Origin of the sequence: Amycolatopsis orientalis (assembly GCF_000943515.2) — a bacterium.
In the GTDB taxonomy this organism is placed as follows: Bacteria; Actinomycetota; Actinomycetes; order Mycobacteriales; family Pseudonocardiaceae; genus Amycolatopsis; species Amycolatopsis orientalis.
The window spans coordinates 900,502-924,499 of sequence record NZ_CP016174.1 but is presented as its reverse complement, the minus strand read 5'-3'; the positions used below and the strand labels follow the sequence as shown (position 1 = coordinate 924,499).

The window sequence follows — 23,998 nt, the reverse complement described above, 5'->3', positions numbered from 1 at the left end:
GGGGCCTGCCACGTGGCAGGCTACGGAGTCGACTACTCGGAGGTGGGCATGCCGTACGAGGTCCAAGGCGTCGTTTCCCGCGCCAAGGGTGAACCGGTCTCGCTGGAGTCCGTGATCGTGCCCGATCCCGGGCCCGGCGAGGCCGTCGTCTCGGTCAAGGCGTGCGGTGTCTGTCATACCGACCTGCACTACCGCGAGGGCGGGATCAACGACGCGTTCCCGTTCCTGCTCGGCCACGAGGCGGCGGGCTTCGTGGAGGCCGTCGGCGAGGGCGTCACGGACCTCGAACCCGGCGATTACGTGATCCTGAACTGGCGCGCGGTCTGCGGCACCTGCCGGGCCTGCCGCCGGGGCAGGCCGTGGTACTGCTTCTCGACGTTCAACGCCGCCCAGCCGATGACGCTGGCCGACGGCACCGCCCTGTCGCCCGCGCTCGGCGTCGGCGCGTTTCTCGAGAAGACGCTCGTCCACAGTGGACAGTGCACGAAGGTCGACCCAGCCGCCGAACCCGCCGTCGCCGGGCTGCTCGGCTGCGGGGTGATGGCCGGTCTCGGCGCGGCACTCAACACCGGTGCGGTGGGCCGCGGCGACACCGTCGCGGTCATCGGCTGCGGCGGTGTCGGTGACGCGGCCATCGCCGGGGCGAACCTGGCCGGCGCGAAGACCATCGTCGCCATCGACACCGACGACCGGAAACTGGCCTGGGCCAAGGAGTTCGGCGCCACGCACACACTGAACAGCAAGGGGCTCAGCGAAGACCAGGTCGTCGAGGCGATCCAGGAGTTCACCGATTCCTTCGGCGCGGACGTCGTGATCGACGCGGTCGGCAGGCCGGAAACCTGGCGGCAGGCGTTCTACGGCCGCGATCTGGCCGGCACCGTCGTGCTCGTCGGCGTCCCCACCCCGGACATGCGGCTGGATCTGCCGCTGATCGACTTCTTCTCGCGCGGTGGCTCGCTCAAGTCGTCGTGGTACGGCGACTGCCTGCCCTCACGCGATTTCCCGATGCTGATCGACCTCTACCTCCAGGGCAGGCTTCCGCTGGACAAATTCGTCACCGAACGGATCGCGCTCGACGGCGTCGAAAAGGCCTTCGAACGCATGCGTCACGGGGACGTCCTGCGCAGCGTGGTGACGTGGTGAAGCTTTTCACCGACGCCGATTTCCCGGCCGACCCGTATCCGGGAGCGCGACCCGGGCATTCGTTCGTCCACTTCGACGGCGCCGGCCACAGCCTCGACACCGCGCCGGAGGGCTGGCGCGAACGCCAGGCCGTGCTCGCCTACGGCTCGAACGCCTGCCCGTCCAAGATCACCTGGTTGCGGGAGAACATGGGGCTGACCGGCCCGGTCGTCGTCTGCCACGCGCGCTGCACCGACCTCGCCGCGGTCTGGGCGTCCGGGCTGCGGTTCCGGGACGGGCAGCGGCCCGCCACCCTCGCCGCGGCCCCGGGTGTCGTCGAGGAGCACGCCGTCTGGTTCGCGACGCCCGAGCAGCTCGCCGTCCTCGACCACTGCGAGGGCAACGGCAGGCGCTACCGTCTGGTGCGGCTGACAGCGCCCGCCATCACGCTCGACGACGGCACCGTGCTCGACGACGTCGTGGCGTACGTCGGCGCCGCGGACATCCGCCTGCCGATCCTCGTGGACGGCAGGCATATCCGCGTCGCCGATCTCGAACAGCGCCGGGCGGCGGCCCTGCAGGGGATCCCCGCCGAGACGCACGGCCTGGACTGCACGCTGGTCGACGCCGGGACCCTGGTCAGAGAAGCTTCCCGGGATTGAGGATCCCCGTCGGATCGACGGCCTTCTTCGCCGCCCGCAACACCTCGACGCCGATGTCGCCGATCTCCGCCGCCAGATAGGGCGCGTGGTCGACGCCGACGGCGTGGTGGTGCGAAATGGTGCCGATCCCGGTGATCGCCTCCGACGCCGCCGCCTTGGCCCGCCGCCACTGTCCGATCGGATCGGTCTCGTCGCGTGCGGTGAGGACGGTGAAATACAGTGACGCGCCCGTTTCGTAGGCGTGCGAGACGTGGCACATGATGATCGCCCGGCCGAGCGTGGCGGTGAGCGCGGCGCGCACTGCGTCGCGCAGGTCGTTCAATTCGCCCCAGTACGCGGCCGTCTCCAGGGTCTCGACGCAGACGCCGTTGTCCAGCAACGCATCCCGCTGACGCGGCCCGGAGAACCGGCCACGGCGCCAGGATTCACCGAGGGTCCGCCCGATCCGGACTGCACCAAACGGCTCCAGCACTCGGGTGGTGTCCTGACGGCGCCGCGCGACCTCGCGTTTCGTCGCGCCCTCCCAGCCGACGATGAGCAGGCAGGGCTTGGCGATCCCCCGCGCCCTCAGGTACCGGCGCAGCGCCTTGGTCTTCCAGCTGTCGTTGAGCGCCAGTGAAACCTCGGTTTCGTCCACATCGGACAGCCGGGTGACGTCCGCGAGCGCGTGCCGCTGGGCGAGTTCGCGGACGGCGGCGGTGCCGTTCTCCCAGCCGTCGAGGACGTAACCCTCGTACCGGCGTACTTCCGGCACCGGGCGGACACGGAGGGCGACCTCGGTGATCACGCCGAGCGTGCCCTCACTGCCGACGGCGAGCTGCCGCAGGTCGGGTCCGGCGGCCGACGCGGGCGCGACGCCGAGTTTCCATTCGCCGCGCGGGGTGGCGAGCCGGACGCCCGAGACCATGTCCTCGAACCGGCCGTAGCCCGACGAGGCCTGCCCGGCGGACCGGGTCGCGGCGTATCCGCCGATGGTGGCGCGTTCGTAGGACTGGGGCACGTGCCCGAGGGTGAAGCCGTGCGCGGCGAGCAGCCGATCGGCCGCCGGGCCGGTGACGCCCGCCTGCAGGACCGCGATCCGGGACTCGGGGTCGACGGAGACCAGGTCGCCGAGCCTGGCGAGGTCGAGTGCGATGACCGCGGCCTTGTCCCCGCGCAGCGCCGAAACGCCGCCGACCACCGACGTCCCGCCGCCGAACGGGACGACGCCGACGTCGTGCCGCGCGCAGATTTCCACTATCGACTGGGCTTCGGCGGGATCTCCCGGCAGGACGACGGCGTCCGGCACCGGAAAATCACCGAAGCCCCGGCGCCGCACCAGGTCCAGATAGGACATACCGCTCGCGCGGGCGAGCCTCGACCCCGGTGACAGCAGGACATGTTCGGTACCGACGACTTCTTCGAGGTCTCGTTTCGACTGTTCCGGCAGCGCCGATTCGGGAACGGACGAGACCGAATCCGGCGCTATCGGTGCCACCGGGGCCAACGGGCCGATACGCTGGACGAGCCATCTCAGCGCCTTCGCCGGAAGGTGTGCCGCGTCACCGGCTTCAGGCGTCCAGGATCGTCTTAACCGGTGGTCAATAGGCTCCGTCACGACTACAGTGTTACATATGGACGTAAAACGTCACTCACCTGCGGAAACAGGCGTTTCGGCACTGGCGGACACTCGATCCCGCCAGGCCTCGACACGCGTGTCCGACGACGTTCTGCTCGACGCGGCGAAGAAGTGCGTGCTCGCCGTCGGCGTGAGGCGGACCACGCTCGCGGAGATCGCGCGGACCGCGAAGGTCAGCCGGATGACCGTCTACCGCCGGTTCCCGGACGTCCGCAGTGTGCTCGCGACCCTCATGACCCGCGAGTTCGGCGGCCTGCTGCAAGGCGCCGCCGAACCGGGCGCCGAACCGGCCCACTTCCGTGAGCAGCTGGTGCGCAGTTCGACGGCCGCCGTCGCCGCGCTGTCGGGCGACCCGCTGTTCCGCACGCTGCTGGACCTCGATCCCGAACTCGTCCTGCCCTACATCGTCGAGCGGCTCGGCAAGACCCAGCGTTTCGCCGAGGGCGTGATCCTGCACCTGCTCAAGTCCGGCCACGAAGACGGTTCGATCCGCAAGGGCGACCTGCCGTCGCAGGCACGCACCCTGTTGCTGCTCATCCAGTCCTTCGCGTTCTCGCTGCGCCCCGCCACCGCGGACGTGAACGAGAACGCCCTGATGACGGAATTCGCCCACGTGCTCGACGCGGCGCTCCGGCCGTGAAGCCGGGCTCGCTCAACGCCCGCCGCCGCGAGCGGGAACTCGCGGCACTGGCCGGCGGGGAGCGGGTCGACCTGGTGGTGGTGGGCGGCGGCGTCACCGGCGCGGGGATCGCGCTGGACGCGGCCGCACGCGGGCTCTCGGTGGCCCTGATCGAGGCGTACGACCTGGCGTACGGGACGTCGCGATGGTCGAGCAAGCTGGTCCACGGTGGACTTCGCTACCTCGCCAAGGGCGACCTGGCGCTGGCGCACGAAAGCGCCGTCGAGCGCGGGATACTGATGACCCGCACCGCGCCGCATCTCACCCGGGCGATCCCGCAGCTGTTCCCCATGTACCGCAAGACCTCCCGCGGCCAGCAGGCGTTCATCATGACCGGCCTGGTGGCCGGCGACGGGCTCCGTCGCGCGGCCGGGACCCCCGCGTCGGTGCTGCCGAGGCCGCGGTCGATCCCGGCCGCGGAGGCGCTCGCGCTCGCCCCCGGCCTGTCGCCCCAAGGCCTTCGCGGCGCGCTGCTCGCCTACGACGGCGCGCTGACCGACGACGCGCGGCTCGTGGTGAGCCTCGCCCGCACGGCGGCGTCGCGCGGCGCGAAGATCCTGACGAGGGTCGAAGCAGTGCGGCTCGAGGCCGGTTCGGTGCTGGCCAGGGACCGGCTCACCGGCCGGGAAGTGGAGATCCACGCCGGTCAGGTGATCAACGCGACCGGCGTCTGGGCCGGTGAGCTGGCGGAGTCGGTGCGGCTGCGGCCGTCCCGTGGTTCCCATCTCATCCTGGCTTCGGGGGCGGCGGCGATCGGCGCGACGTCGGTCAACGTACCGGTCCCCGGCGAGAACAACCGGTTCGTCTTCCTGCTGCCGCAACCGGATGGCCGCGTCTTCGTCGGCGTCACCGACGAACCGACCGACGGCCCGATCCCGCGGGTGCCGTCCGTGCCGGAGTCCGATGTGGACTTCCTGCTCGAAGTGGCGTCGACGGCGTTCACCCGCCCGCTGACCCGCGCCGACGTCGCCGGTTCGTTCGCCGGGCTGCGGCCGCTGGTCGAAGGCGACGGCGGGCGCAGCGCGGATCTCTCGCGCAAGCACGCGGTGGTGACCGGCGCCGACGGCGTGCTCACCATCGTCGGCGGCAAGCTGACGACCTACCGGAAGATGGCCGAGGACGCCGTCGACGCCGCGTTGAAGCGGTCCGGGCTCCACGCCGGACCGTCGACCACGTCCCGGCTTCCCCTGCTGGGCGCGGCGCCACGGAGTCGTCTGTCCACTGTGGATGCCCCGGCCCGGCTCGTCGCGAAGTACGGCACCGAGGCACCCCGGATCGCGGCCCTCGGCGAGGTCGACCCGGAACTGGGCCTGCCCGTGTCCGAGCACACCGACATCAGCGCGGCCGAGGTCGTCTGGGCCGTGCGGCACGAAGGCGCCCTCGACGCCGAGGACGTCCTGGAGCGCCGGACCCGGCTCGGCCTGGTCGCCGCGGACACCGAGGCCGCCCGGCCCCGCGTCCAGGAACTTGTCGACAAATCGCTCGCCGGCCTCGCCTGACTCGCGTTTAGCCCGCTAACTGCGAGCCGGGCTGGGTCACTGCGGTCGCGTTTAGCCCGCTAACTGCGCTCGCGTTTAGCGGGCTAAACGCGACGCGGTGTTCCCCAGCTTGACGAGTCGTTGGGTTTTTGCAACAGTATGTTCCATGAGCCCGGTCAGACGCGGCAAAGAGCTGCCGATCTACAACCGGCTCCCGGTGCTCCGGGCGGAGCGCGGACTGAGCAGGGCCGCCCTCGCGGCGGCCGTCGAGGTCAACCCACAGACCATCGGCGCGCTCGAACGAGGGGACCACTACCCGAGTCTGGACCTGGCGTTCCGCATCTGCGCGGTGTTCGACCTCCCGGTCGAGGCCGTGTTCAGCCGGGAACCGTTCACACCACTGTCCACTCAGGTCTACCGGGAGGGGGGAACATGAGCGGGAAGCGAGGAGTCCTCGCGGCCTACTGGGAACGACAGCAGGAGCGCTGGGAGGAGGTGGAACGCAAACGCGCCCGGCGGCTGCCGACCTGGCGCACCCGCAGGCGCCGCCGGACGTTGAGCGTGTTCGTGCTGCTCGGCGACCTGATCCTGATCGCCGGTGCGGCACTGTTCCATCGGCAACCCGAAACCTACTTCGTCGTGGCCTGGTTCGGCGGCGCGGCGATCGCCGGTCTCGCCCAGTACCTCCTGCGGATCCTCACCGGCAAGATGAGCGGCGGGTTCTCGATCCGGCTCGACGAGCGCGAGCGGGAATGGCGCCACCGCGTCACCTTCGCCAGCTACCAGATCCTGGTCGGGCTGATGTTCGTCTCCGTGGTGTACGGCCTGATCATCTCCGGCACCGAGGACGGCGGCGCGCGTGGCGCGATGATGGGCTGCGCGCTGCTGGTCACCGGGACCACGTTCTCCAGCGTCATCCTCGGCTGGACCCTGCCCGACGATGACCCCGAAGACTTCACCGAATTCGACGAGGGGAGCCTCGCGTGACCGTCACCAGGACGCGGTCGGACCGCCGTCGCCTCGCCGTCTCCGCCGTGATCGGCCACTTCGTCGTGATCGCCGGGGCGGCCCTGCTCCGCGAACCGACACTGTGGTTCGCCGTCGGCCTGATGGGGCCGGGACTGTGTCTCTGCGTCGGCACCGCGGCGGTCCTGCGCAAGGCCGTCGGCAGACCCGGTTCCGCGGCGGGCGACCTCGACGAACGGGAACTGCTCTTGCGTGACAGGGCGCATTACAGCGCCTTCCAGGGGATCTGCGTCCTGATGGTGGTGGACCTCGCTTATGGCCTTTACGCGGCCGGGCAACCGGATGCCGGTTCCCTGCTGGCCGCGATGACGGCGGCGTTGCTCGTCTTCGGGACGTCGCTGCCGGCGCTCTGGCTCGCCTGGAAGCTGCCGGACGACGATCCCGAAGACTTCGAGGGGGTGGCTCCGGCGTGACCGGGGACAAGAAGCGTTACAAGGTGTCCGTCGGCGTGGTCGCCGTCGCGCTGGTGGCGGGCGGGATCCTCGCCGGCGCGAGCCGGGCGGTCCTGGTCTACCGGGCCACCTCGGTGGTGCACAACGTCAAGCTGGACGGCCTGTTCCAGCGCAACCGCACGGTTACCGGCGTCCACCGGGGAATCACGGCGCTGGTGCGGTATTTCGAAGAGGGGAAGTGGAAATGAGCGAGGGGAAGCTGGAGATCGACCGGATCTCCAAGCGGTACGGCGCGAAGGTCGCGCTGGACGAAGTGAGCTTCGAGGTCCAGCCCGGCGAGCTGTTCGGTTTCGTCGGCAGCAACGGGGCGGGCAAGACGACCACGATGCGGATCGTCCTGGGGGTGCTGGCCGCCGATTCCGGGCAGGTGCGGTTCGGCGGGGCGCCGATCACGCACGAGACCCGCACGCATATCGGGTACATGCCGGAAGAACGCGGGCTGTACCCGAAGATGAAGGTGCTGGAACAACTGGTCTATCTCGCGGAGCTGCACGGGATGTCGGCCAACGACGCCCATCGCAGCGCGGAGAACTGGATCGCCAGGCTCGGGCTGACCGAACGCCGCAAGGACGAGGTCCAGAAACTCAGTCTCGGCAACCAGCAGCGGGTTCAGCTCGCGGCCGCGCTGGTGCACGACCCGAAGGTGCTCGTGCTCGACGAACCGTTCTCCGGCCTCGACCCGCTGGCCGTGGACGTGATGAGCGGTGTCCTGCGGGAGAAGGCCGCGACCGGGGTGCCGGTGGTGTTCTCCAGTCACCAGCTGGACCTGGTCGAGCGGCTGTGCGACCGGGTCGGCATCATCCGAAGTGGACGGATGGTCGCCTCCGGCGCCGTCGCGGAACTGACGGCTGGCGCGGGCAACGGTCTCGTCGTCACCGCGCCCGGTGCCGCACCCGGCTGGGCTTCGGCCGTCCCCGGAGTCCGGGCGGTCGAACAGAACGGCCCGACCACGATCCTCGAACTCGAAGACCACGCCGACGACCAGGCCGTGCTCGCCGCGGCACTGGCCACCGGGCCGGTCACCGAATTCAGCAAACGCAGGCGTTCGCTGACCGAGCTGTTCCGCGACGCCGTCGCCGAGAAGCCCGCGGCACAAGGAGTTTCCGCATGAACACCGTCTCGTCTTGGCGCGCTGTCTGGCTCATCGCCAAACGCGAGCTGAACACCCGCCTGCGCACCAGGTCCTTCGTGATCGGTACCGCCGTGCTGCTGGTCATGCTGATGGGCTACGTGCTGCTGCAGTCCACGCTGGCCGACAACCAGGACAAGAGCAAGATCGGGCTCACCGGCCAGGCCACCGGGATCGCGCAACAGCTGCAGACGGCGGGCGCGGCACTCGGCGAGAAGATCGAGACCGTCACGGTCGCCGACCCGGCGCAGGGCCGGTCGCAGGTCGAGGACGGCGACCTCGACGCGCTGGTGTCCGGCAACGCCACCGAGCTGAAGGTCCTCGTCAAGTCCGAATTGGACAACAAGCTCCGCACCGTGCTGAACGGCGTTTCGCAGCAGGAAGTGCTGAACGGCATACTTTCCGAAGCCCAGAAGTCGCCTGAGCAGGTGATGCGCACGGTCCAGCAGACCCAGGTCGAGGTCGACTCGGTCAAACCGCCGGACCCGGAGAGGGCCCAGCGGATGGTGATCGGGCTGATCGTGGCCGTCCTGCTGTACATGAGCATCGTGACCTACGGGACGCTCGTGGCACAGGGCGTGGTCGAGGAGAAGGCCAGCCGGGTCGTGGAGATCCTGCTGTCCACCGTGCGACCGTGGCATCTGTTGCTGGGCAAGGTGATCGGGCTCGGCCTGGTCGGGCTGGCCCAGCTGGTGATCATCGGCGGCGCCGGGTTGATCGTCGCGTCGGCGACCGACGTCCTGACGCTGTCCGGCGTCGCGACGAGCGCGCTGCTGTGGGGCGTGGCCTGGTACCTTCTCGGCTTCCTGTTGTACGCCACCGTTTACGGCGCGATGGGCTCGCTGGTCTCCCGCCAGGAGGACACGCAGTCGGTCATCGGCCCGGTCAACATCGTGCTGATCCTCGGGTTCATCGTCGGGTTCAACCTGCTGGCGCAGGCACCGGACGGGACGGGGACGAAGGTGCTTTCCCTGGTGCCGCTGCTTTCCCCGGTGCTGATGCCCGCGCGGATCGCGGCCGGGACCGTGGAGGTGTGGGAGATCGCGCTGTCGCTGGGCTTGACCGTGGGTGCCATCGCCCTGTTCACCTGGCTGGGCGCGCGGATCTACCAGAACAGCGTCCTGCGGGTCGGCAGCCGGATCAAGCTGACCGAGGCCCTTCGCGGCTGACCGGCGAGTCCGTGAAGGCCTCCTTCCCTACTCTCAGGGTAGGGAAGGAGGCCTTCACGGACTTTTGATGGCGCCGTAGCGCTCCAAGGCGACCTGGCGTTCATGGGCGTGGTCGACCATGGGGGCGGGATAGCCTTCGACGTCCTGCGGTTTGTGCACGGCTTTCCCTTGCACAGAGCGGAGTTCGGGGACGTAGCGGCGGACGTAATCGCCGGCGGGGTCGAACTTCTCCCCCTGTGTGGTCGGGTTGAAGATCCGGAAGTACGGTGCCGCGTCGGTACCGCTGCCGGCGACCCACTGCCAGTTCAGCTGGTTCGACGCGAGATCGCCGTCCACCAGATGCTTCATGAAATGCCGGGCGCCGAGCCACCACGGCAGATGCAGATCCTTGACCAGGAAGCTCGCCACGATCATCCGGACGCGGTTGTGCATCCAGCCCTCGGCGAGCAACTGCCGCATTCCCGCGTCGACGATCGGGAATCCGGTGCGCCCCTCGCACCACCGTTGGAAGGCTTCGTCGTCCTTCTCGTATTCGATGGCGTCGAACCGGGAATCGTAGTTCTTCCGCGCGGTTTCGGGGCGGTGCCACAGCACGTCGGCGTGGAACTCGCGCCAGGCGAACTCGCCGCGCAGCGATTTCGCGCCCATCCCTTCATTACCCGCGATGTCGGCGAGCAAGGTGCGCGGGTGCACGCATCCCCAGCGCAGATACGGTGAAAGCCTTGTCGTACCAGGGCGGTCGGGCCGGTCGCGATCCTCGTCGTAGGTCTCCAGGCCGTCGTCCAGGAACTCGTGCCAGCGCTCCAGCGCGGCCTTCTCGCCGGGCTCCGGCAGCTCCATTCCCTTCAGCGAAGGTGACTTCGGGAGTTTCACCGACCGCGGCGGCTCCACCCAGTCCACTATGGACTTCCCGGTGTCGGCGGGACGCGGCCAGCCGTGGCGTGCCCACGCACGGTAGAACGGGGTGAACACGCGATAGGGGTCGCCGTCCGGTTTGGTGATGCGGCCGGGCGTGATCGCGTACGGCGAACCGGTCTCGGCCCACGCGATGTCGTGTTCCGCCAACGCTTTCGCGACTTCGGCGTCACGGCGGCGCCCGTACGGACCGGTGTCCGCGCTGACGTGCACGGCCGCGGCACCGATCTCGCGCGCGGCCTTGACGACCTCCTTGACCGGGTCGCCCTTGACGAGCATCAGCCGTCCGCCGAGCTGCTCGTCCAGCGCCTTGAGGCAGCCGTGCAGGAACGCGACACGCGGGGCGCCGGAGGGCTTGAGGAGCGCGTCGTCGAGAACGTACAGCGCGAGGACGTGCTTGCTGTGCTTCGAGGCCTCCAGCAGGGCGGCGTGGTCGCCGAGGCGGAGGTCGCGGCGGAACCACAGCACTACGGGGGCTTCTCTGGTCACCCCGGAAACCCTACGGGCGCTCCTCTGCTCCCGCATGCCCGGATGTTATGAACGGGACTTTCATTGCAAAATTTGCAATGAAAGTCCCGTTCATAACACTTGAGAGAGGCGGGATCAGCGCTCCGAGATGGGCGCGTAGTCCCGCGACGCGTAGCCGGTGTAGATCTGCCGCGGGCGGCCGATCTTGGTGGCCGGGTCCTGGATCATCTCGCGCCAGTGCGCGATCCAGCCCGGCAGGCGGCCGAGCGCGAACAGCACGGTGAAGTACTTCGTCGGGAAGCCGAGCGCCCGGTAGATCAGACCGGTGTAGAAGTCGACGTTCGGGTACAGCTTCCGCTCGATGAAGTAGTCGTCCGAGAGGGCGGTCTCTTCCAGCTTCTTCGCGATGTCGAGCAGCTGGTCGCCACCCTTCAGCTTGGAGAGGATCTCGTCCGCGGTGTTCTTGATGATCTTCGCGCGCGGGTCGTAGTTCTTGTAGACCCGGTGTCCGAAGCCCATCAGGCGGACACCCTTTTCCTTGTTCTTCACGCGGGTGACGAAGTTCGCGACGTCGCCGCCCTCGGCCTGGATGCCCTCGAGCATGTCCAGGACCGCGCTGTTGGCGCCACCGTGCAGCGGGCCGAAGAGCGCGTTGATGCCGGCCGAGATGGAGGCGAACAGGTTCGCCTCGGAGGAGCCGACGAGGCGCACGGTCGAGGTCGAGCAGTTCTGCTCGTGGTCGGCGTGCAGGATGAACAGCAGGTCGAGCGCCTTGGCGACGTCCGGGTCGACCTCGTAGGGCTCGGCCGGGAAGCCGAAGGTCATCCGCAGGAAGTTCTCGACCAGGCCGAGCGAGTTGTCCGGGTACAGCAGCGGCTGCCCGACGGACTTCTTGTACGCGTACGCGGCCAGGGTCGGGACCTTGGCCAGCAGGCGGATGGTGGACAGCTCGACGTTCGGTTCGTCGAACGGGTTGAGCGAGTCCTGGTAGAAGGTCGACAGCGCCGATACCGCACTGGAGAGCACCGGCATCGGGTGCGCGTCACGCGGGAAGCCGCTGAAGAAGGCCTTGAGGTCCTCGTGCAGCAGGGTGTGGCGCTGGATCTTCTCGGTGAACTCGGACAGCTGCGTCTCGGTGGGCAGCTCGCCGTAAATGAGCAGGTAGGAGACCTCGATGAAGGTCGACTTCTCGGCGAGCTGCTCGATGGGGTACCCGCGGTAGCGCAGGATGCCGGCGTCACCGTCGATGTAGGTGATCGCCGACGACGCGGCACCGGTGTTCACGAACCCCGGGTCGTGGGTGATGTACCCGGTGGTCGCCAGCAGCTTCCCCAGCTCGATCCCCGGCGCACCCTCGACCGGGTGGATCACCTTGAACTCGTGCTCGCCATTGGGCAGGCGCAGCGTCGCGGTCTCGCCGGACTGCCCCGCAGCCGTCGTCGCGTCGGACATGTAAGTCCCTCTCACGTTCAGCACGGGCCGGCGGCGCCTGTAGGTTCCACAGGTACGCCCTCTTTCACGCGCGTGACCCACGGCCTCGCTGCACACCGCCCCGCTGGGGTATGAATTCCCCTCCACGCTAGTCGAGAATGGGGTCACCGCGCAGCGGGTGAGTTGCTCACAACAGCCCCTTTGGGACCAGGTTCACACGGCGGATGCCATATCCGCGGCCGTCGGCGGTTCCGCCCCACTCCGCGAGACCGTGATCGACGCCGCTTTCGCCGCGAATTCGAGCGCGGAACGCCAGCCGTCGGCGTCGACTGTGGACAGGTCGCGTACTTCGTTCGAGTACAGCCACGCCAGCAAGGCGCCTTGGACGGTATCGCCCGCACCGATCGTGTCGACGACGGCGACTCGGCGTGACGGGACCCGCGCGATTTCGCCCGCCTGTGTGATGACGGACAACCCCTCCGCGCCCCTGGTGAGCACCACGGCATCGACACCGTAAGAGGTCCAGACCTTTGCCGCGTCCACTGGATCGGCGCCCTCGGCGAGCCATTCCGTGTCATCGTCGGAGATCTTGAGCAGCCGGACATGCGGCAGCCAGGACCGGAAGCGGGCCCGGTACGCCACCGGGTCGGTGATCAGCGCCGCACGGATGTTCGGGTCGAGGACGGTCAGGACGCCGCGGGCGGATTCGCGGCGCAACACCGTTTCGTACGTGCTCGCACCCGGTTCCAGGACCATGCCGAGGGTGCCGAGCGAGAGCGCCGTCACACCTTCCGGCAGCGCGCCGGGATCGCCGACCAGCCTGTCCGCGGTGCCCTCGGTGTAGAAGGTGTACCGCGCGGCCCCCTTCTCGTCGAGGGCGACCACGGCGAGCGTCGTCGGCTCGTTTCCCCGCTGCACCAAGGTGGTCTCGACACCGGAGGCGTGCAGCCGGTCCACCAGCGCGACGCCGAACCGGTCGTTCGACACCCGCGAGAAGAAGCCCGTCGGAACACCGAGCCGCCCGGCGGCGAGCGCGACGTTGTACGGACCACCGCCCATCCGCGGCAGCAGCGCGCGCAGCCCACCGTCCACAGTGGAATCCAACGGTTCACCAGGAACGAGGTCGACCAGCGCCTCTCCACCCACCACGATCACGGGCGCGATGCTAGCCGAGGCGGTACTCATACCACCAGAATTGTCAGCTCAGGACATTTTTTGTCGCGATGCCTCCCAGCAGGAGTTCCGACAAAGCGGTGAACGCTTCGGCGTCGGTCACCCCGGCGCGCTGACCGACGACGCCGGTCTGGATTCCCTCGATGATCAGCCCCGCCATTTCCGCGATCAGCCGCGCGTGCACCTCACGGAAAACACCGTCGGTGACGCCGCGATCGATGAACGACCGGATCCGCTGAGCCGCGGCGCGGCTGTTGAGCTGATACGCGTCCCGCGCCGGGGCGAATTCCGCGATGTCGGTCATGAAGGCGGCCGAGGCGCGATTCAGGTATTCGGAGATGCCCGCGAGGTACTCCCCCAGGATCTTGCGGGCATCGTCGATACCGGCGATCCGCTCCTCCAGCAGTTCGGCGGCACCCTTGAAAAAGTGGGCGACGACCTTGACCGCGAGCTGCTCCTTGCTGGGGGCGAGCGCGTAGAGCGTCGACTTCGAGCAGCGCAGCCTCGCGGCGAGGTCGTCCAACGTGAACTGGGAGAACCCCTCGGCGAGGAAGAGCTCTTCAAGCTCCGAGAGCAGTGCTCTCTGACGCGCGGTGGGCTGGCGGCGCGGGGTCATCGGATCACTATCCCTTACGCGAAAGGTGTACCCCCAGCGGCTGCTACTGTACGCTGAATCAGCCCACAGTACTGTTTTGAGTACAGCTCAGCTCGGAGGAGCCATGCCGGCGGACCGTCTGCTGCCCAGCACCGAGGCCCAGGATCTGATCGACCTGGCCAAGGAGATCTCGCGGGAGGAACTGGCGCCGATCGCGGGCAAGTACGAAGAGACCGCGCATTTCCCGCGCGAGCAGTTCCGGCTGCTCGGCCAGGCCGGGCTGCTGGGCTTGCCGTACGCGGAGCGCTGGGGCGGTGGCGAGCTGCCGTACGAGGTCTACCTGCAGGTTCTCGAGGAGATCGCGTCCGCGTGGATGTCGGTCGGCGTCGGGCTCTCCGTACACACGATGTCCTGCTTCGCGCTGGCCCACCACGGCACCGACGCGCAGCGCGACCGCTGGCTGCCCGGGATGCTGGAGGGTGATCTGCTGGGCGCGTACGCGCTGTCGGAGACCCACGCCGGCTCCGACGCGGCGGCCCTCTCGACCCGGGCGCGGCTCGACGGCGACCACTACGTCGTCAACGGCACGAAGGCGTGGATCACCCACGCGGGCGAGGCCGATTTCTACACGACCATGGTGCGCACGAGCGACGACGGCGGGCAGGGCATCTCGTGCCTGCTCGTCGACGCGTCGACGCCGGGCCTTTCGGCCGCGCCGCCCGAGCGGAAGATGGGGCTCACCGGCTCGACCACCGCGCAGCTGATGTTCGAGGACGCAGCCGTCGACGTCGACCGGCGGATCGGCGAAGAGGGCCAGGGCCTGAAGATCGCGCTGTCGTCGCTCAGCTCCGGACGGCTGGGCATCGCCGCCTGCGCCGTCGGGCTCGCGCAGGCCGCGCTCGACGAGGCGCTGGAGTACGCGAAGGGCCGCACGCAGTTCGGGCGGCCGATCATCGAGTTCCAGGGCCTGGAGTTCTTGCTGGCCGACATGGCAGCGACCGTCGAAACGTCGCGCGCGATGTACCTCGACGCCGCCCGCCGCCGCGACCGCGGGCTGCCGTTCCAGCGGCAGGCGTCGATCGCGAAGCTCGTCGCGACCGACGGCGCGATGAAGGTGACCACCGACGCGGTGCAGGTCCTCGGCGGCGCGGGCTACACGAAGGACTTCCCGGTGGAGCGGTACATGCGGGAGGCGAAGGTGCCGCAGATCTTCGAAGGCACGAACCAGATCCAGCGCATGGTGATCGCGCGGGAACTGCGCAAGTCCTGACTGCCTCGTGAGTGGTAATGACGGTTAGAACCGTCATTACCACTCACGAGACCAGACGCCCAGGTGACGCGCTCAGTGCCCGGTCGGGCCGAACTGCTGCGGCGGCGCGGACTGCTGGGGCGGACCGGGCTGCTGGGGCGGTTGCTGCGGCCAGCCGCCCTGCGTCGGCGGGTACTGCTGCGGATACTGCTGAACGGCCTGCGCCGGCGGAGCGGGCTGCCGCGGCGGGAACTGCTGAACCGCCTGATGCGCGTACGGCTGCTGGTTTCCTTGCTGCGCCGGGAATCCCGGCTGCGGCTGACCTTGCCACTGCTGCTGCCCACCTTGCGGCGCCGTCACACCGGCACGCGCCTTGCGCCGTTTCGCGCGGATCACCATCGTCGCGCCCAAGCCGGTCAGCGCGACCCCGACCCCGGCCATCCAGAGCCCGTGGTCGCGGAACGTCTCGGCACGAGACGTCGCGGCGGCTTTCATCTCGTCGTAGGTGTCCTCGCCGGTCTTGCGACCGTTCTTGGTGGTCTCGCAGACGTCACCGGGTGACATGATTCTGCCGCCACACTTGATCAGGTTCGGATTCTCTTGCGAGAACAGCAAGGTGACCATCAAGAACCCGATACCGACGACCAGGACAAGAACCCAGCGCTTCATGTGTTACACATCCTCCCCCGTGTGTAACACATGAGAGCACAGGCCGGTCATCCTGACAAGACCGAAATCAGCTTTCGCGGTACCGGCGCTCCTCGGTGACACCCACCCCGGTCGCCTCGTCGAAGTGGTAGACCTCGCGTCCGCGGACGAACACCCGCATGGCCCGGTTCATCACGTCCAGCGGATCACCCGACCAGATGACCACGTCGGCGTCGAGACCCGGCTTCAGCGAGCCGACCTGATCGTCGAGGTTCAGCATCGCGGCCGGGTTGACGGTCAGCGCCTTCAGCGCGGTCTCCGGGTCGAGGCCGTCCTTCACCGACAGCGCCGCCTGGTACACCAGGAAGTTGATCGGCACGACCGGGTGGTCCGTGGTGATCGCGATCCGCACCCCCGCCCTGGCGAGGATGCCGGGCGCGCGCAGGGTGCGGTTGCGCAGCTCCACTTTGGACTTGGTGGTGAACAGCGGGCCGAGGATCACCGGCACGTCCCGCTCGGCGAGCAGATCCGCGATCAGGTGGCCTTCGGTGCCGTGGTTGATCACGAGCTTGTAGCCGAACTCGTCGGCCAGCCGGATCGCGGTGACCATGTCGTCGGCGCGGTGGACGTGCTGATCCCAGAACAGCTCGCCGTCGAGCACCTTGGCCAGGGTCTCCTTGGACAGGTCGACGTCGAACGGCTTGCCCTCACCGGCGGCGTGGTCGCGCTGCGCGGCGTAGTTGCGCGCGGCGGTGAACGCGTCGCGGATGATCGACGCGACGCCGAGCCTGGTCGACGGCGTCTGCTTCTTCTCGCCGTAGACGCGCTTCGGGTTCTCGCCCAGCGCGCTCTTCACGCTGACGTTCTCGGCGAAGATCATGTCGAGCACGGTCCGGCCCCAGGTCTTGACGCCGATCGTCTGCCCGCCGATGGGGTTGCCCGAGCCGGGCTTGATGACGACGCTGGTGACCCCGCCCGCGAGCGCGTCGTCGAAGCCGGGCTCGTACGGGTCGATTCCGTCGAGGGCCCGGAACCGCGCGCCGTTGGGGTCGGTCATCTCGTTGGTGTCGTTGCCCGCCCAGCCTTCGCCGTCCTCGTGGACGCCGAGGTGGGCGTGCGCGTCGATGAACCCGGGCAGCACCCAGCTGCCCGCGGCGTCGATCAGTTCGGCGTCGTCGGGGACGTCGACGCCGGCGTCGGTGCCGACCGCGACGATCTTCCCGTTCTCGATGAGGACCGTGCCGCCGTCGATCGGCTCACCGTCGACCGGGACGACGTAACCACCGACAATGGCCTTGACCTGTGCTTTGTTCGACATACTTTGACACGCTAACGAACTGGGCCGTCCGGACGCACGCGGGGCTTTTCAAAGTGCACCAGTTCGTAGTGTTCCTCGGGCGTCCGATGCGTCTCGACGTAGCCGAGCTTCGGGTACATCCGCAGAGGACCGGCGCTGAACTGCCCGGTGAACAGGCGGAACACGGTCACCACCGGCGGCATGGCCGCTTCGGCGGCGAGCAGCAGGGAGCTGCCGAGACCGTGCCCCTGCCTGTCCGGGGCCACGATGAGCCTGCCGACGAGCCCGGCCACGCCGTGCACGACGATCCGGACGCTCGCCACCAGCCGTCCGGATTCCCTGATGCCCCAGGCGAAACACGCCGGATCGCCCAGCGCCTCCTTGGTCTGCTCGAACGTCTCCATCAGCGGCGGGAGGTCCAGGGTCTCGTGCGCCCTCGCCTCGGGCACGTAGGCCGCGCGCTGCAGCGTGAGCACTTCACCCGCGTCCACGGGCCCGAGACGGAGCGGCGGCGACGTCATCAGCGGACCCGGATTCCCCAGCTGCCGGTCCACGAGGTGGCGGGCTCCAGGTCGATCAGGTCGGTGCCGGTGTTGAGCGCGTCGGCGGGACAGGTCATCGGCTCGATCGCCACCGCGCGGCCGCGGCCGACCAGGTCGTCCGGCGTGAACACCTGCGCCCAGCGGAAGTCGGGTCCGGCCCAGACCAGCAGTTCCTGGTCTCCGTGCGCGAGGATGTGGTGGTGGTTGCCGTCCTCGGCGACGCTCAGCCCGCCGAACGCGGTGTCCAGATCGACGCCTTCGAGCAGCTTGCCGGACCGGAAGTCGTACTCGGTCCCTTCGACGTCCTGCTCGTCGGCGTACGGCATCTGCTCGTCACCGAGGTACGGCCGGACGCGGCTCGCGGGCAGCGTCAGGGTCAGCTCGTCGGTGGGCACGTCGCCGATGCGGAAGTAGGGGTGCGTGCCGAGCCCGACGCCGATCGGGCTTTCGCCCTCGTTGCGGATCTCGTGCGTCACAACCAGCTCGCGCGGCGAGATCTCGTAGGTGATCGTCGCGCGCAGCGGTACCGGCCAGCCCTCCTGCGCCGGGACGTCGACGGCCAGCGTGATCGACGATTCGGCGTGTTCGAGAAGCTCCCACTCCTCGTGCCGGGTGAGGCCGTGGATCGCGTTGCCGCGGGCCTCCTCGGTGACCGCGAGCTGCTGCTTCTCCCCCTGGTAGACCCACTGGCCGCCCTTGGTGCGGTTCGGCCAGGGCAACAGCACCTGCCCGGCGCCCTTCGGCGGCTTCTCGTCCTCGGCGAACGCCTCGACGTACGGCACCCCGCCGACCTCGAACGCGCGCAACCCGGCACCGATCTCGGTGACGACGGCGCGCGCGTTGCCGCGGGTGATCTCGAACTGCTCTCCGGTGGGATTGGCCATGCGGACGAGGTTACCGGCGGCCGCCGGGAACGTGTCACCGGGAAAAGTGCCGGTAAGCGCGGCCGGGAAAGTACCGTGGGAATGCCACGCCCGGACGAAGGAGACCGCCGCGATGACCGTTCCCGGCTACCCCAGCACCGTCGGCCGCGTCCTGGAGCGCAGCGCGCGGCGCGTCCCCGCCCACGTCGCGCTCACGTTCGCCGATCGCGTGTGGACCTACGCCGAACTCGACCGCGCCGCCGGCCGGGTCGCGGCGAAGCTGCTCGAACGCGGGCTCGTCCACGGTGACCGGGTCGCGGCCTTCGGCAAGAACTCGGACGCGTACCTGTTGCTGTACCTCGGTTGCGCGCGGGCCGGGCTCGTGCACGTGCCGGTGAACTTCAACGCACGCGGCGAAGAACTCAAGTACCTGCTCACCCAGTCCGAGCCCGCCGTCGCGTTCGTCGACCCCGCGCTGAGCGAGTACGTCGAAACCGATCACGTGTCCACACTGGACATCCTTGCCTGGGCACTCGACGAAACCGTTGTCCCCCACGAAGAATCCGGTGTCGCCGACGAAGACCTCGTACAGCTGCTCTACACCTCCGGGACGACCTCCCGGCCGAAGGGCGCGATGCTCACCCACCGCGCGCTGGTGCACGAGTACTCCTCCTGTATCGCCGCGCTCGATCTGAACGACCGTGACGTGCCGCTGCACGCGCTGCCGCTGTACCACTCGGCGCAGATGCACGTGTTCCTCATGCCGGGACTGGCCGTCGGTGCGACGAACCACCTCGTCGAAACCCCCGATCTCGGCGACATCTTCGCGCGGATCCCGCGCCAGGGCATCACTTCCCTGTTCTTCCCGCCGACCGTCTGGGTGGGACTCGCGAACCATCCCGGTCTCGCGGACGCGGATCTGGGCAGCCTCACCAAGGCCTACTACGGCGCGTCGATCATGCCGGTCCCCGTGCTGGAAAAGCTGCGCGCCCGGCTGCCGGGGGTCGGGTTCTACAACTGCTTCGGCCAGTCGGAGATCGGTCCACTCGCGACGGTCCTGCGGCCCGAGGAACACGACGCGCGGCCGGATTCCGTCGGCCGCCCAGTGCTGTTCGTCGAGACGCGCGTGGTCGACGCCGAGATGAACGACCTCCCGCCGGGCGAACTCGGCGAGGTCGTCTACCGCTCCCCGCAGCTGTGCACCGGCTACTGGGGCAAACCCGAGGAATCGGTGGAGGCGTTCGCGGGCGGCTGGTTCCATTCCGGCGATCTGGTGCGCCAGGACGAAGAGGGCTACCTGTTCGTCGTCGACCGGATCAAGGACGTCGTCAACACCGGCGGCGTGCTCGTCGCCTCGCGTGAAGTGGAGGACGCGCTGTACGCGCACCCCGCCGTCGCCGAGGTCGCCGTCGTCGGCCTGCCGCACGAACGCTGGATCGAGGCGATCGCCGCCGTCGTGGTGGCGAAGGAGCCGGTCGAGGAAGCGGCGCTGATCGAGTTCGCCAAGGAATCCCTTGCCGCGCACAAGGTGCCGAAGTCGGTGCATTTCGTCGACGAGTTGCCGAAGAACGCGTCGGGGAAACTGCTCAAACGCGAGTTGCGGCAGCAGCTCGGCGGCTCGGCGTCCGCGATCGGTACTTAACGCCTCGTTGCGGCGCTGGTCTCGCGCAAGATCTCCCAGGCGTTGAACCCGTCTTCGGCGTGAGGAGTCCCGAGAGCGAGCCATGCCGGATGCCGTGGATCGTCGAGGCAATCCACGAGGCATCCGAAACGAGGAGTCGCCGGTGACGCCCCTGGGAAGAGTCTCTCCGGGTCGTCGACGAGCGATGTCAGAAACGCGATGTCGGCGATATGACGACTGGGCGTGCCAGGTCTGGCCGGTTCGTCGATCAGGGCCTTCACCTTGACGACCAATGCGGCGGCAAGCCCCGGCAAATACAGGGTCGCCGATCTTCCCCCGTAAGTGGCCGCGAGCGACCTCGCGTCGTCCAGCGCTGTCTTGCCGCCAGGGATCGACACAATCCTTCCCGCAGGCGTGCGGAGCTTCGGAGCGGCGCGGGCGCCGAGCTTGTCCGGTGCGAGGAGGTCGATCACCATGCCGGTTTCCGGATGGTGGTAGCGATGAGCCTTGCCGTCCGCGCTGACGCCATCGACCTCGTAGCCCAGACTTCCGAGGACCCCGTGTGCGCGGCGGAACGCGTCGAGCGTGAAACGAACATCGAAGAGGAGGTCGATGTCCTTTGTCACGCGGGGGATCGAACGATCCGCCAGCAGACCGTGCAGGATGACCATTTGCCCGCCGATCATGACCCAGGGCCGGGGCAATCGGTCGGCGAGGTCGAACATCGCGGGCCAGACGACACGGTCGCCCTCGCCCCGCAGAGACGGCAAGGCCAGCGTTCCCAGGCTGGGCCGCGGCGCGGAATCGATCATCAGCCGAGCTTGGGCACCTCGCCCAAACGAGTGAGAAGTTGTTGTGCCGCAAGGACAGAGCGCTCATCCCCGGCGTCGAGCAGATCAGCGGCGACCGCAGCCGGAATGGCATAACCGTCCGACCCCGGCGGACGCAGGACACCGGGCAGAGCCGGCACACGGATCACCACGTTCGCTTCCGCGCCGTCCAGCCGGATCCGGCGTGACCGCGCGAGTTCGTCGAAACGACCGGCGTCCACATAGAACTCCTCGTCCGCACCGCCCGCCATCAGATCCGCGCCGTGGTGCCCGGCGGCGACGGGACCGCTGATGACGGCGTGCACGTCTTCCCGCAGCCGCGCGAGCGGTCCCGCCAGCATCCGGGCACGGTACCCGCGCGCACGGCCGGAGAGCAGGCGCGGCCAATCAGCCGGTTCGCGCTCCCGCGCGTAGCGCGCGAGCCGAACCCGTTCCGACGGCGAGATCCATAACGGGCGATGACCGCTCAGGGACCACAGGAGCCCCCAGGCCATCCGCGCGGACAACGGCCGACCGGCGGCGGGTTTCACGACATTCTTCCGGCGCTCGACCGACCGGACGTCGATCAGCAGCTCGCGGCCGACGCGGATGGCGTCCAACCTGCCGTCGTGCGCCAGCTCACGGACGCGCTCTCGCGAAATGCCCAGAATCCGCGCGACCTGCGCCACCGGGAGCAGATCGGCCGAGCTCACCATGCCAGTCCCTTCGAGCGATCTCACCGTCGAGTTTACACAAACCCCCCTTGGATAGGGGTATTTGTGTAAATTCTGCTTACTAGACCGGTCGTCATAGTTTGGGCTACAGTCGGTCGCATGGTCCGCCGCACCGACACCCGGCAGCGCATGCTCGACTCCGCCGCCGAGCTCTTCCACCAGCAGGGTTACCACGCCACCGGCCTCAACCAGCTCGTCGCCGCCGGCGGCGCGCCCAAGGGCTCGCTCTACTTCCACTTCCCCGGCGGCAAGGAACAGCTGGCCGCCGAGGCCATCCGCCAGTCCGCCGAACGCCTCTGCGACAGCTTGCGCACGATCGTCGCGAACTCCCCCGATGTCGTCACCGCGATGGAGAACGTCGTCGACGCGCTGGCGACTTCCTTGGAGGAGTCGGATTTCCAGCGCGGGTGTCCACTCGCGACGGTCGCGCTCGACGCCTCGGGCGAGAGCGAGCTGATCCGCCAGGCCTGCGCCGACGGCTACACCTCCTGGCACACGCTCATCGCCGGGGCGCTGAAGACCGGCAAGGCGGATCACCTGGCGACCGTCGTCCTCGCCACCATCGAGGGCGGATTGCTGCTGGCCAAGACCCTGCACGACACCGCGCCGCTGCGCGCGATCGCACCCCATCTCCGTACCACCCTCGAACGGGAGCTGCCCTGATGCGTGTCCACCATCTCAACTGCGGAACCCTGCGCCCCCTCGGCGGCAAGCTCGTCGACGGCAGGCCCGGCCTTTTCCGCCGCGCGGAACTGATCTGCCACTGCCTCCTGCTGGAGACCGAAACCGGGCTCGTGCTCGTCGAGACCGGCGTCGGCACGCCGACCGTGTCCCGTCCCGCCGAATGGCTCGGTGCCGATTTCGTCCGCCTGATCAATCCGGTCAGCGACGACGACCTCAGCGCCACCACCCAGATCCGCAAGCTCGGCTTCGACCCGGCCGACGTGCGCGACATCGTGCTCACCCACCTCGACCTCGATCACGCGGGCGGGCTCGTCGACTTCCCGCAGGCCAGGGTCCACGTCCACGCCCGCGAACTCCAGGCGCTGGAGAAGCCCGCCGATCGCAAGGAGGCGAGCCGCTACCGGAAGGTCCAGTTCAGCCACGGTCCGAACTGGAAGTCCTACCGCGCCGACGGCGAGCCGTGGTTCGGCTTCGACGCCGTTCGCGAACTCGAGGGCGTCCCGGACGTCCTGATCATCCCGCTCGCCGGACACACCCGCGGGCACGCCGGGGTCGCGGTCGACACCGGCGACGGCTGGCTGCTCAACGCCGGGGACGCCGTCTTCCACGGCGGCGAACTGGAGCAAAAGCCGCACATCCCCTTCGTACTCGGGTTCTTCGAGTCGTACATGCAGACGGAGAAGGAGGCCCGACTGGACAACCAGCGCCGCCTGCGCGAACTTGTCAGTAACAACGGTGACGAGGTGACGGTCTTCGCCGCGCACGACGCCACCGCATTCGAGCGGCTCAGCCAGAGGAGCAGGATATGAAGGTCCACCATCTGAACTGCGGCACAATGCGCGCACCGGGCGGCAAACTGCTCGACGGCCAGCCCGGTCTGCTGCGCCGCTCGGAACTGGTGGCGCACTGCCTGCTCATCGAGACCGGCGACGGACTCGTGCTGGTGGACACCGGTTTCGGCCGCAAGGGGGTGGCGAATCCCGGCGCGTGGCTCGGCACGCCGTTCACGCTGATGGTCGGCGCGAAGCCGGTCGAGACGGAAACGGCGGCCCACCATGTCGAGGCGCTCGGCCACAAGCTGGAGGACGTGCGGCACATCATCTGCACCCACCTCGACGTCGACCACGCCGGCGGGCTCGCGGACTTCCCGAACGCCGTCGTGCACGTCCGCGCCGAGGAGCACGACGCGGCGACGGCACCGTCCAACCAGAGCGAGAAGCTCCGGTTCCGCGCCAACCAGTTCGCCCACCGTCCACTGTGGAGCAAATACGACGAGGCCGGTGACGAGTGGTTCGGCTTCCAGGCCGTCCGCGAACTCAAGGGCCTGCCGCCGGAGATCCTGCTGGTACCGCTGGCGGGACACACCAAGGGCCACACCGGCGTGGCCGTCGACACCGGCGACGGCTGGCTGCTGCACGCGGGTGACGCGTACTTCTTCCACGGTCAGCTGGATCCGGTGAAACCGCACTGCCCGCCGGGGATGACCGCGTTCCAGAACATGGTGCAGACCCTGCGAAAGCCGCGGCTGGAGAACGTCGAGCGACTGCGGGAGCTGAGCCGGGAACACGCCGACGAGGTCACCGTGTTCTCGGCCCACAGCCCGGTGGAATACCAGGCGCTCAGCCGTTGAGAGA

26 protein-coding genes are annotated in these 23,998 nt (G+C 68.8%); 15 read left to right on the top strand and 11 right to left on the bottom strand.

Annotated elements, in window-relative coordinates:
- Positions 1–48: 48 nt before the first annotated feature.
- On the top strand, positions 49–1,143 hold the full coding sequence (locus tag SD37_RS04525) for an S-(hydroxymethyl)mycothiol dehydrogenase (protein WP_044853957.1): 1,095 nt from the start codon (positions 49–51) through the stop codon (positions 1,141–1,143).
- Positions 1,137–1,784, top strand: a complete 648-nt coding sequence (locus tag SD37_RS04520) for a gamma-glutamylcyclotransferase family protein (protein ID WP_044853956.1) — start codon at positions 1,137–1,139, stop codon at positions 1,782–1,784. The genes SD37_RS04525 and SD37_RS04520 overlap by 7 nt, the downstream gene beginning before the upstream one ends.
- Here SD37_RS04520 and SD37_RS04515 read toward each other — a convergent pair.
- Positions 1,762–3,381 carry an FAD-binding oxidoreductase gene (locus tag SD37_RS04515; RefSeq protein ID WP_083254873.1) on the bottom strand — a complete coding sequence of 540 codons (1,620 nt, stop codon included), beginning with the start codon at positions 3,379–3,381 and terminating at the stop codon, positions 1,762–1,764. The two genes, SD37_RS04520 and SD37_RS04515, sit on opposite strands and share 23 nt — an antisense overlap.
- Before the next feature lie 97 nt (positions 3,382–3,478).
- On the opposite strand from SD37_RS04515, the gene SD37_RS04510 reads away from it, so the two are divergent.
- From SD37_RS04510 to SD37_RS04475, 8 genes are all read left to right on the top strand, one after another.
- On the top strand, positions 3,479–4,042 hold the full coding sequence (locus SD37_RS04510; RefSeq protein WP_044853955.1) for a TetR/AcrR family transcriptional regulator: 564 nt from the start codon (positions 3,479–3,481) through the stop codon (positions 4,040–4,042).
- Positions 4,039–5,580 (top strand): glycerol-3-phosphate dehydrogenase/oxidase, encoded by a 1,542-nt coding sequence (locus SD37_RS04505; protein ID WP_044853954.1) that lies wholly within the window; start codon positions 4,039–4,041, stop codon positions 5,578–5,580. The genes SD37_RS04510 and SD37_RS04505 overlap by 4 nt, the downstream gene beginning before the upstream one ends.
- A 145-nt stretch (positions 5,581–5,725) precedes the next feature.
- Positions 5,726–5,995, top strand: coding sequence for a helix-turn-helix transcriptional regulator (locus SD37_RS04500; RefSeq protein WP_034308595.1), 270 nt, complete (start codon positions 5,726–5,728; stop codon positions 5,993–5,995).
- Complete coding sequence (locus tag SD37_RS04495) at positions 5,992–6,546, top strand: hypothetical protein (protein ID WP_044853953.1); 555 nt, start codon at positions 5,992–5,994, stop codon at positions 6,544–6,546. Before SD37_RS04500 ends, SD37_RS04495 begins: the two co-directional genes overlap by 4 nt.
- The gene (locus SD37_RS04490) at positions 6,543–6,998 is read left to right on the top strand and encodes a hypothetical protein (RefSeq protein ID WP_044853952.1); all 456 of its coding nucleotides are present in this window, start codon (positions 6,543–6,545) and stop codon (positions 6,996–6,998) included. The genes SD37_RS04495 and SD37_RS04490 overlap by 4 nt, the downstream gene beginning before the upstream one ends.
- On the top strand, positions 6,995–7,225 hold the full coding sequence (locus tag SD37_RS04485; protein WP_044853951.1) for a hypothetical protein: 231 nt from the start codon (positions 6,995–6,997) through the stop codon (positions 7,223–7,225). The genes SD37_RS04490 and SD37_RS04485 overlap by 4 nt, the downstream gene beginning before the upstream one ends.
- The gene (locus SD37_RS04480; RefSeq protein ID WP_044853950.1) at positions 7,222–8,148 is read left to right on the top strand and encodes an ABC transporter ATP-binding protein; all 927 of its coding nucleotides are present in this window, start codon (positions 7,222–7,224) and stop codon (positions 8,146–8,148) included. Before SD37_RS04485 ends, SD37_RS04480 begins: the two co-directional genes overlap by 4 nt.
- Positions 8,145–9,335, top strand: a complete 1,191-nt coding sequence (locus tag SD37_RS04475) for an ABC transporter permease (protein WP_044853949.1) — start codon at positions 8,145–8,147, stop codon at positions 9,333–9,335. The genes SD37_RS04480 and SD37_RS04475 overlap by 4 nt, the downstream gene beginning before the upstream one ends.
- Before the next feature lie 54 nt (positions 9,336–9,389).
- Here SD37_RS04475 and SD37_RS04470 read toward each other — a convergent pair whose 3' ends face one another.
- The 4 genes from SD37_RS04470 to SD37_RS04455 all read right to left on the bottom strand — a co-directional run bounded on the left by SD37_RS04470 (position 9,390) and on the right by SD37_RS04455 (position 13,938).
- Positions 9,390–10,739, bottom strand: coding sequence for a cryptochrome/photolyase family protein (locus SD37_RS04470; protein WP_044853948.1), 1,350 nt, complete (start codon positions 10,737–10,739; stop codon positions 9,390–9,392).
- Between the two features lie 114 nt (positions 10,740–10,853).
- On the bottom strand, positions 10,854–12,170 hold the full coding sequence (locus SD37_RS04465; RefSeq protein WP_044853947.1) for a citrate synthase: 1,317 nt from the start codon (positions 12,168–12,170) through the stop codon (positions 10,854–10,856).
- Between the two features lie 192 nt (positions 12,171–12,362).
- The gene (locus SD37_RS04460; RefSeq protein ID WP_044853946.1) at positions 12,363–13,304 is read right to left on the bottom strand and encodes a carbohydrate kinase family protein; all 942 of its coding nucleotides are present in this window, start codon (positions 13,302–13,304) and stop codon (positions 12,363–12,365) included.
- 43 nt (positions 13,305–13,347) lie between these two features.
- A complete protein-coding gene (locus SD37_RS04455) occupies positions 13,348–13,938 on the bottom strand; it encodes a TetR/AcrR family transcriptional regulator (protein WP_044853945.1) in 591 nt (196 codons plus the stop codon).
- A gap of 103 nt (positions 13,939–14,041) precedes the next feature.
- Here SD37_RS04455 and SD37_RS04450 point away from each other — a divergent pair, with 103 nt between their 5' ends.
- Positions 14,042–15,187, top strand: a complete 1,146-nt coding sequence (locus SD37_RS04450; protein ID WP_044853944.1) for an acyl-CoA dehydrogenase family protein — start codon at positions 14,042–14,044, stop codon at positions 15,185–15,187.
- A 72-nt stretch (positions 15,188–15,259) separates the two neighbouring features.
- Here SD37_RS04450 and SD37_RS04445 read toward each other — a convergent pair whose 3' ends face one another.
- From SD37_RS04445 to SD37_RS04430, 4 genes are all read right to left on the bottom strand, one after another.
- The gene (locus SD37_RS04445) at positions 15,260–15,835 is read right to left on the bottom strand and encodes a hypothetical protein (RefSeq protein ID WP_044853943.1); all 576 of its coding nucleotides are present in this window, start codon (positions 15,833–15,835) and stop codon (positions 15,260–15,262) included.
- A gap of 67 nt (positions 15,836–15,902) precedes the next feature.
- Positions 15,903–17,132 (bottom strand): amidohydrolase, encoded by a 1,230-nt coding sequence (locus SD37_RS04440; RefSeq protein ID WP_044853942.1) that lies wholly within the window; start codon positions 17,130–17,132, stop codon positions 15,903–15,905.
- An 11-nt stretch (positions 17,133–17,143) separates the two neighbouring features.
- Positions 17,144–17,632 (bottom strand): GNAT family N-acetyltransferase, encoded by a 489-nt coding sequence (locus tag SD37_RS04435; protein ID WP_044854075.1) that lies wholly within the window; start codon positions 17,630–17,632, stop codon positions 17,144–17,146.
- Positions 17,632–18,537, bottom strand: a complete 906-nt coding sequence (locus SD37_RS04430; RefSeq protein ID WP_044853941.1) for an aldose 1-epimerase family protein — start codon at positions 18,535–18,537, stop codon at positions 17,632–17,634. Before SD37_RS04430 ends, SD37_RS04435 begins: the two co-directional genes overlap by 1 nt.
- Positions 18,538–18,649: 112 nt before the next feature.
- Here SD37_RS04430 and SD37_RS04425 point away from each other — a divergent pair, with 112 nt between their 5' ends.
- The gene (locus tag SD37_RS04425) at positions 18,650–20,158 is read left to right on the top strand and encodes a fatty acyl-CoA synthetase (protein WP_044853940.1); all 1,509 of its coding nucleotides are present in this window, start codon (positions 18,650–18,652) and stop codon (positions 20,156–20,158) included.
- On the opposite strand, the gene SD37_RS04420 is transcribed toward SD37_RS04425, so the two are convergent.
- Positions 20,155–20,949 carry a hypothetical protein gene (locus tag SD37_RS04420; protein ID WP_044853939.1) on the bottom strand — a complete coding sequence of 265 codons (795 nt, stop codon included), beginning with the start codon at positions 20,947–20,949 and terminating at the stop codon, positions 20,155–20,157. The genes SD37_RS04425 and SD37_RS04420 overlap by 4 nt on opposite strands.
- On the bottom strand, positions 20,949–21,662 hold the full coding sequence (locus tag SD37_RS04415) for a helix-turn-helix domain-containing protein (RefSeq protein WP_065912747.1): 714 nt from the start codon (positions 21,660–21,662) through the stop codon (positions 20,949–20,951). Before SD37_RS04415 ends, SD37_RS04420 begins: the two co-directional genes overlap by 1 nt.
- Positions 21,663–21,779: 117 nt before the next feature.
- On the opposite strand from SD37_RS04415, the gene SD37_RS04410 reads away from it, so the two are divergent.
- Genes SD37_RS04410 through SD37_RS04400 form a run of 3 tightly spaced genes read left to right on the top strand, consistent with a single transcriptional unit; the run spans position 21,780 to position 23,994 of the window.
- Positions 21,780–22,343 (top strand): TetR/AcrR family transcriptional regulator, encoded by a 564-nt coding sequence (locus SD37_RS04410; protein WP_044853937.1) that lies wholly within the window; start codon positions 21,780–21,782, stop codon positions 22,341–22,343.
- The gene (locus tag SD37_RS04405; RefSeq protein ID WP_044853936.1) at positions 22,343–23,173 is read left to right on the top strand and encodes an MBL fold metallo-hydrolase; all 831 of its coding nucleotides are present in this window, start codon (positions 22,343–22,345) and stop codon (positions 23,171–23,173) included. The genes SD37_RS04410 and SD37_RS04405 overlap by 1 nt, the downstream gene beginning before the upstream one ends.
- Positions 23,170–23,994: an MBL fold metallo-hydrolase gene (locus SD37_RS04400; RefSeq protein ID WP_037317833.1), complete on the top strand. Its 825-nt coding sequence runs from the start codon at positions 23,170–23,172 to the stop codon at positions 23,992–23,994. The genes SD37_RS04405 and SD37_RS04400 overlap by 4 nt, the downstream gene beginning before the upstream one ends.
- Positions 23,995–23,998 lie beyond the last annotated feature (4 nt).

Excerpts from the sequence above, each read along its gene's own strand:
- SD37_RS04525 (WP_044853957.1), top strand. The coding sequence starts at position 49 with ATGCCGTACGAGGTCCAAGGCGTCGTTTCCCGCGCCAAGGGTGAACCG.
- SD37_RS04500 (WP_034308595.1), top strand. The coding sequence starts at position 5,726 with ATGAGCCCGGTCAGACGCGGCAAAGAGCTGCCGATCTACAACCGGCTC.
- SD37_RS04495 (WP_044853953.1), top strand. The coding sequence starts at position 5,992 with ATGAGCGGGAAGCGAGGAGTCCTCGCGGCCTACTGGGAACGACAGCAG.
- SD37_RS04480 (WP_044853950.1), top strand. The coding sequence starts at position 7,222 with ATGAGCGAGGGGAAGCTGGAGATCGACCGGATCTCCAAGCGGTACGGC.
- SD37_RS04475 (WP_044853949.1), top strand. The coding sequence starts at position 8,145 with ATGAACACCGTCTCGTCTTGGCGCGCTGTCTGGCTCATCGCCAAACGC.
- SD37_RS04465 (WP_044853947.1), bottom strand. The coding sequence starts at position 12,170 with ATGTCCGACGCGACGACGGCTGCGGGGCAGTCCGGCGAGACCGCGACG.
- SD37_RS04455 (WP_044853945.1), bottom strand. The coding sequence starts at position 13,938 with ATGACCCCGCGCCGCCAGCCCACCGCGCGTCAGAGAGCACTGCTCTCG.
- SD37_RS04450 (WP_044853944.1), top strand. The coding sequence starts at position 14,042 with ATGCCGGCGGACCGTCTGCTGCCCAGCACCGAGGCCCAGGATCTGATC.
- SD37_RS04445 (WP_044853943.1), bottom strand. The coding sequence starts at position 15,835 with ATGAAGCGCTGGGTTCTTGTCCTGGTCGTCGGTATCGGGTTCTTGATG.
- SD37_RS04440 (WP_044853942.1), bottom strand. The coding sequence starts at position 17,132 with ATGTCGAACAAAGCACAGGTCAAGGCCATTGTCGGTGGTTACGTCGTC.
- SD37_RS04435 (WP_044854075.1), bottom strand. The coding sequence starts at position 17,632 with ATGACGTCGCCGCCGCTCCGTCTCGGGCCCGTGGACGCGGGTGAAGTG.
- SD37_RS04430 (WP_044853941.1), bottom strand. The coding sequence starts at position 18,537 with ATGGCCAATCCCACCGGAGAGCAGTTCGAGATCACCCGCGGCAACGCG.
- SD37_RS04425 (WP_044853940.1), top strand. The coding sequence starts at position 18,650 with ATGACCGTTCCCGGCTACCCCAGCACCGTCGGCCGCGTCCTGGAGCGC.
- SD37_RS04420 (WP_044853939.1), bottom strand. The coding sequence starts at position 20,949 with ATGATCGATTCCGCGCCGCGGCCCAGCCTGGGAACGCTGGCCTTGCCG.
- SD37_RS04415 (WP_065912747.1), bottom strand. The coding sequence starts at position 21,662 with ATGGTGAGCTCGGCCGATCTGCTCCCGGTGGCGCAGGTCGCGCGGATT.
- SD37_RS04410 (WP_044853937.1), top strand. The coding sequence starts at position 21,780 with ATGGTCCGCCGCACCGACACCCGGCAGCGCATGCTCGACTCCGCCGCC.
- SD37_RS04405 (WP_044853936.1), top strand. The coding sequence starts at position 22,343 with ATGCGTGTCCACCATCTCAACTGCGGAACCCTGCGCCCCCTCGGCGGC.
- SD37_RS04400 (WP_037317833.1), top strand. The coding sequence starts at position 23,170 with ATGAAGGTCCACCATCTGAACTGCGGCACAATGCGCGCACCGGGCGGC.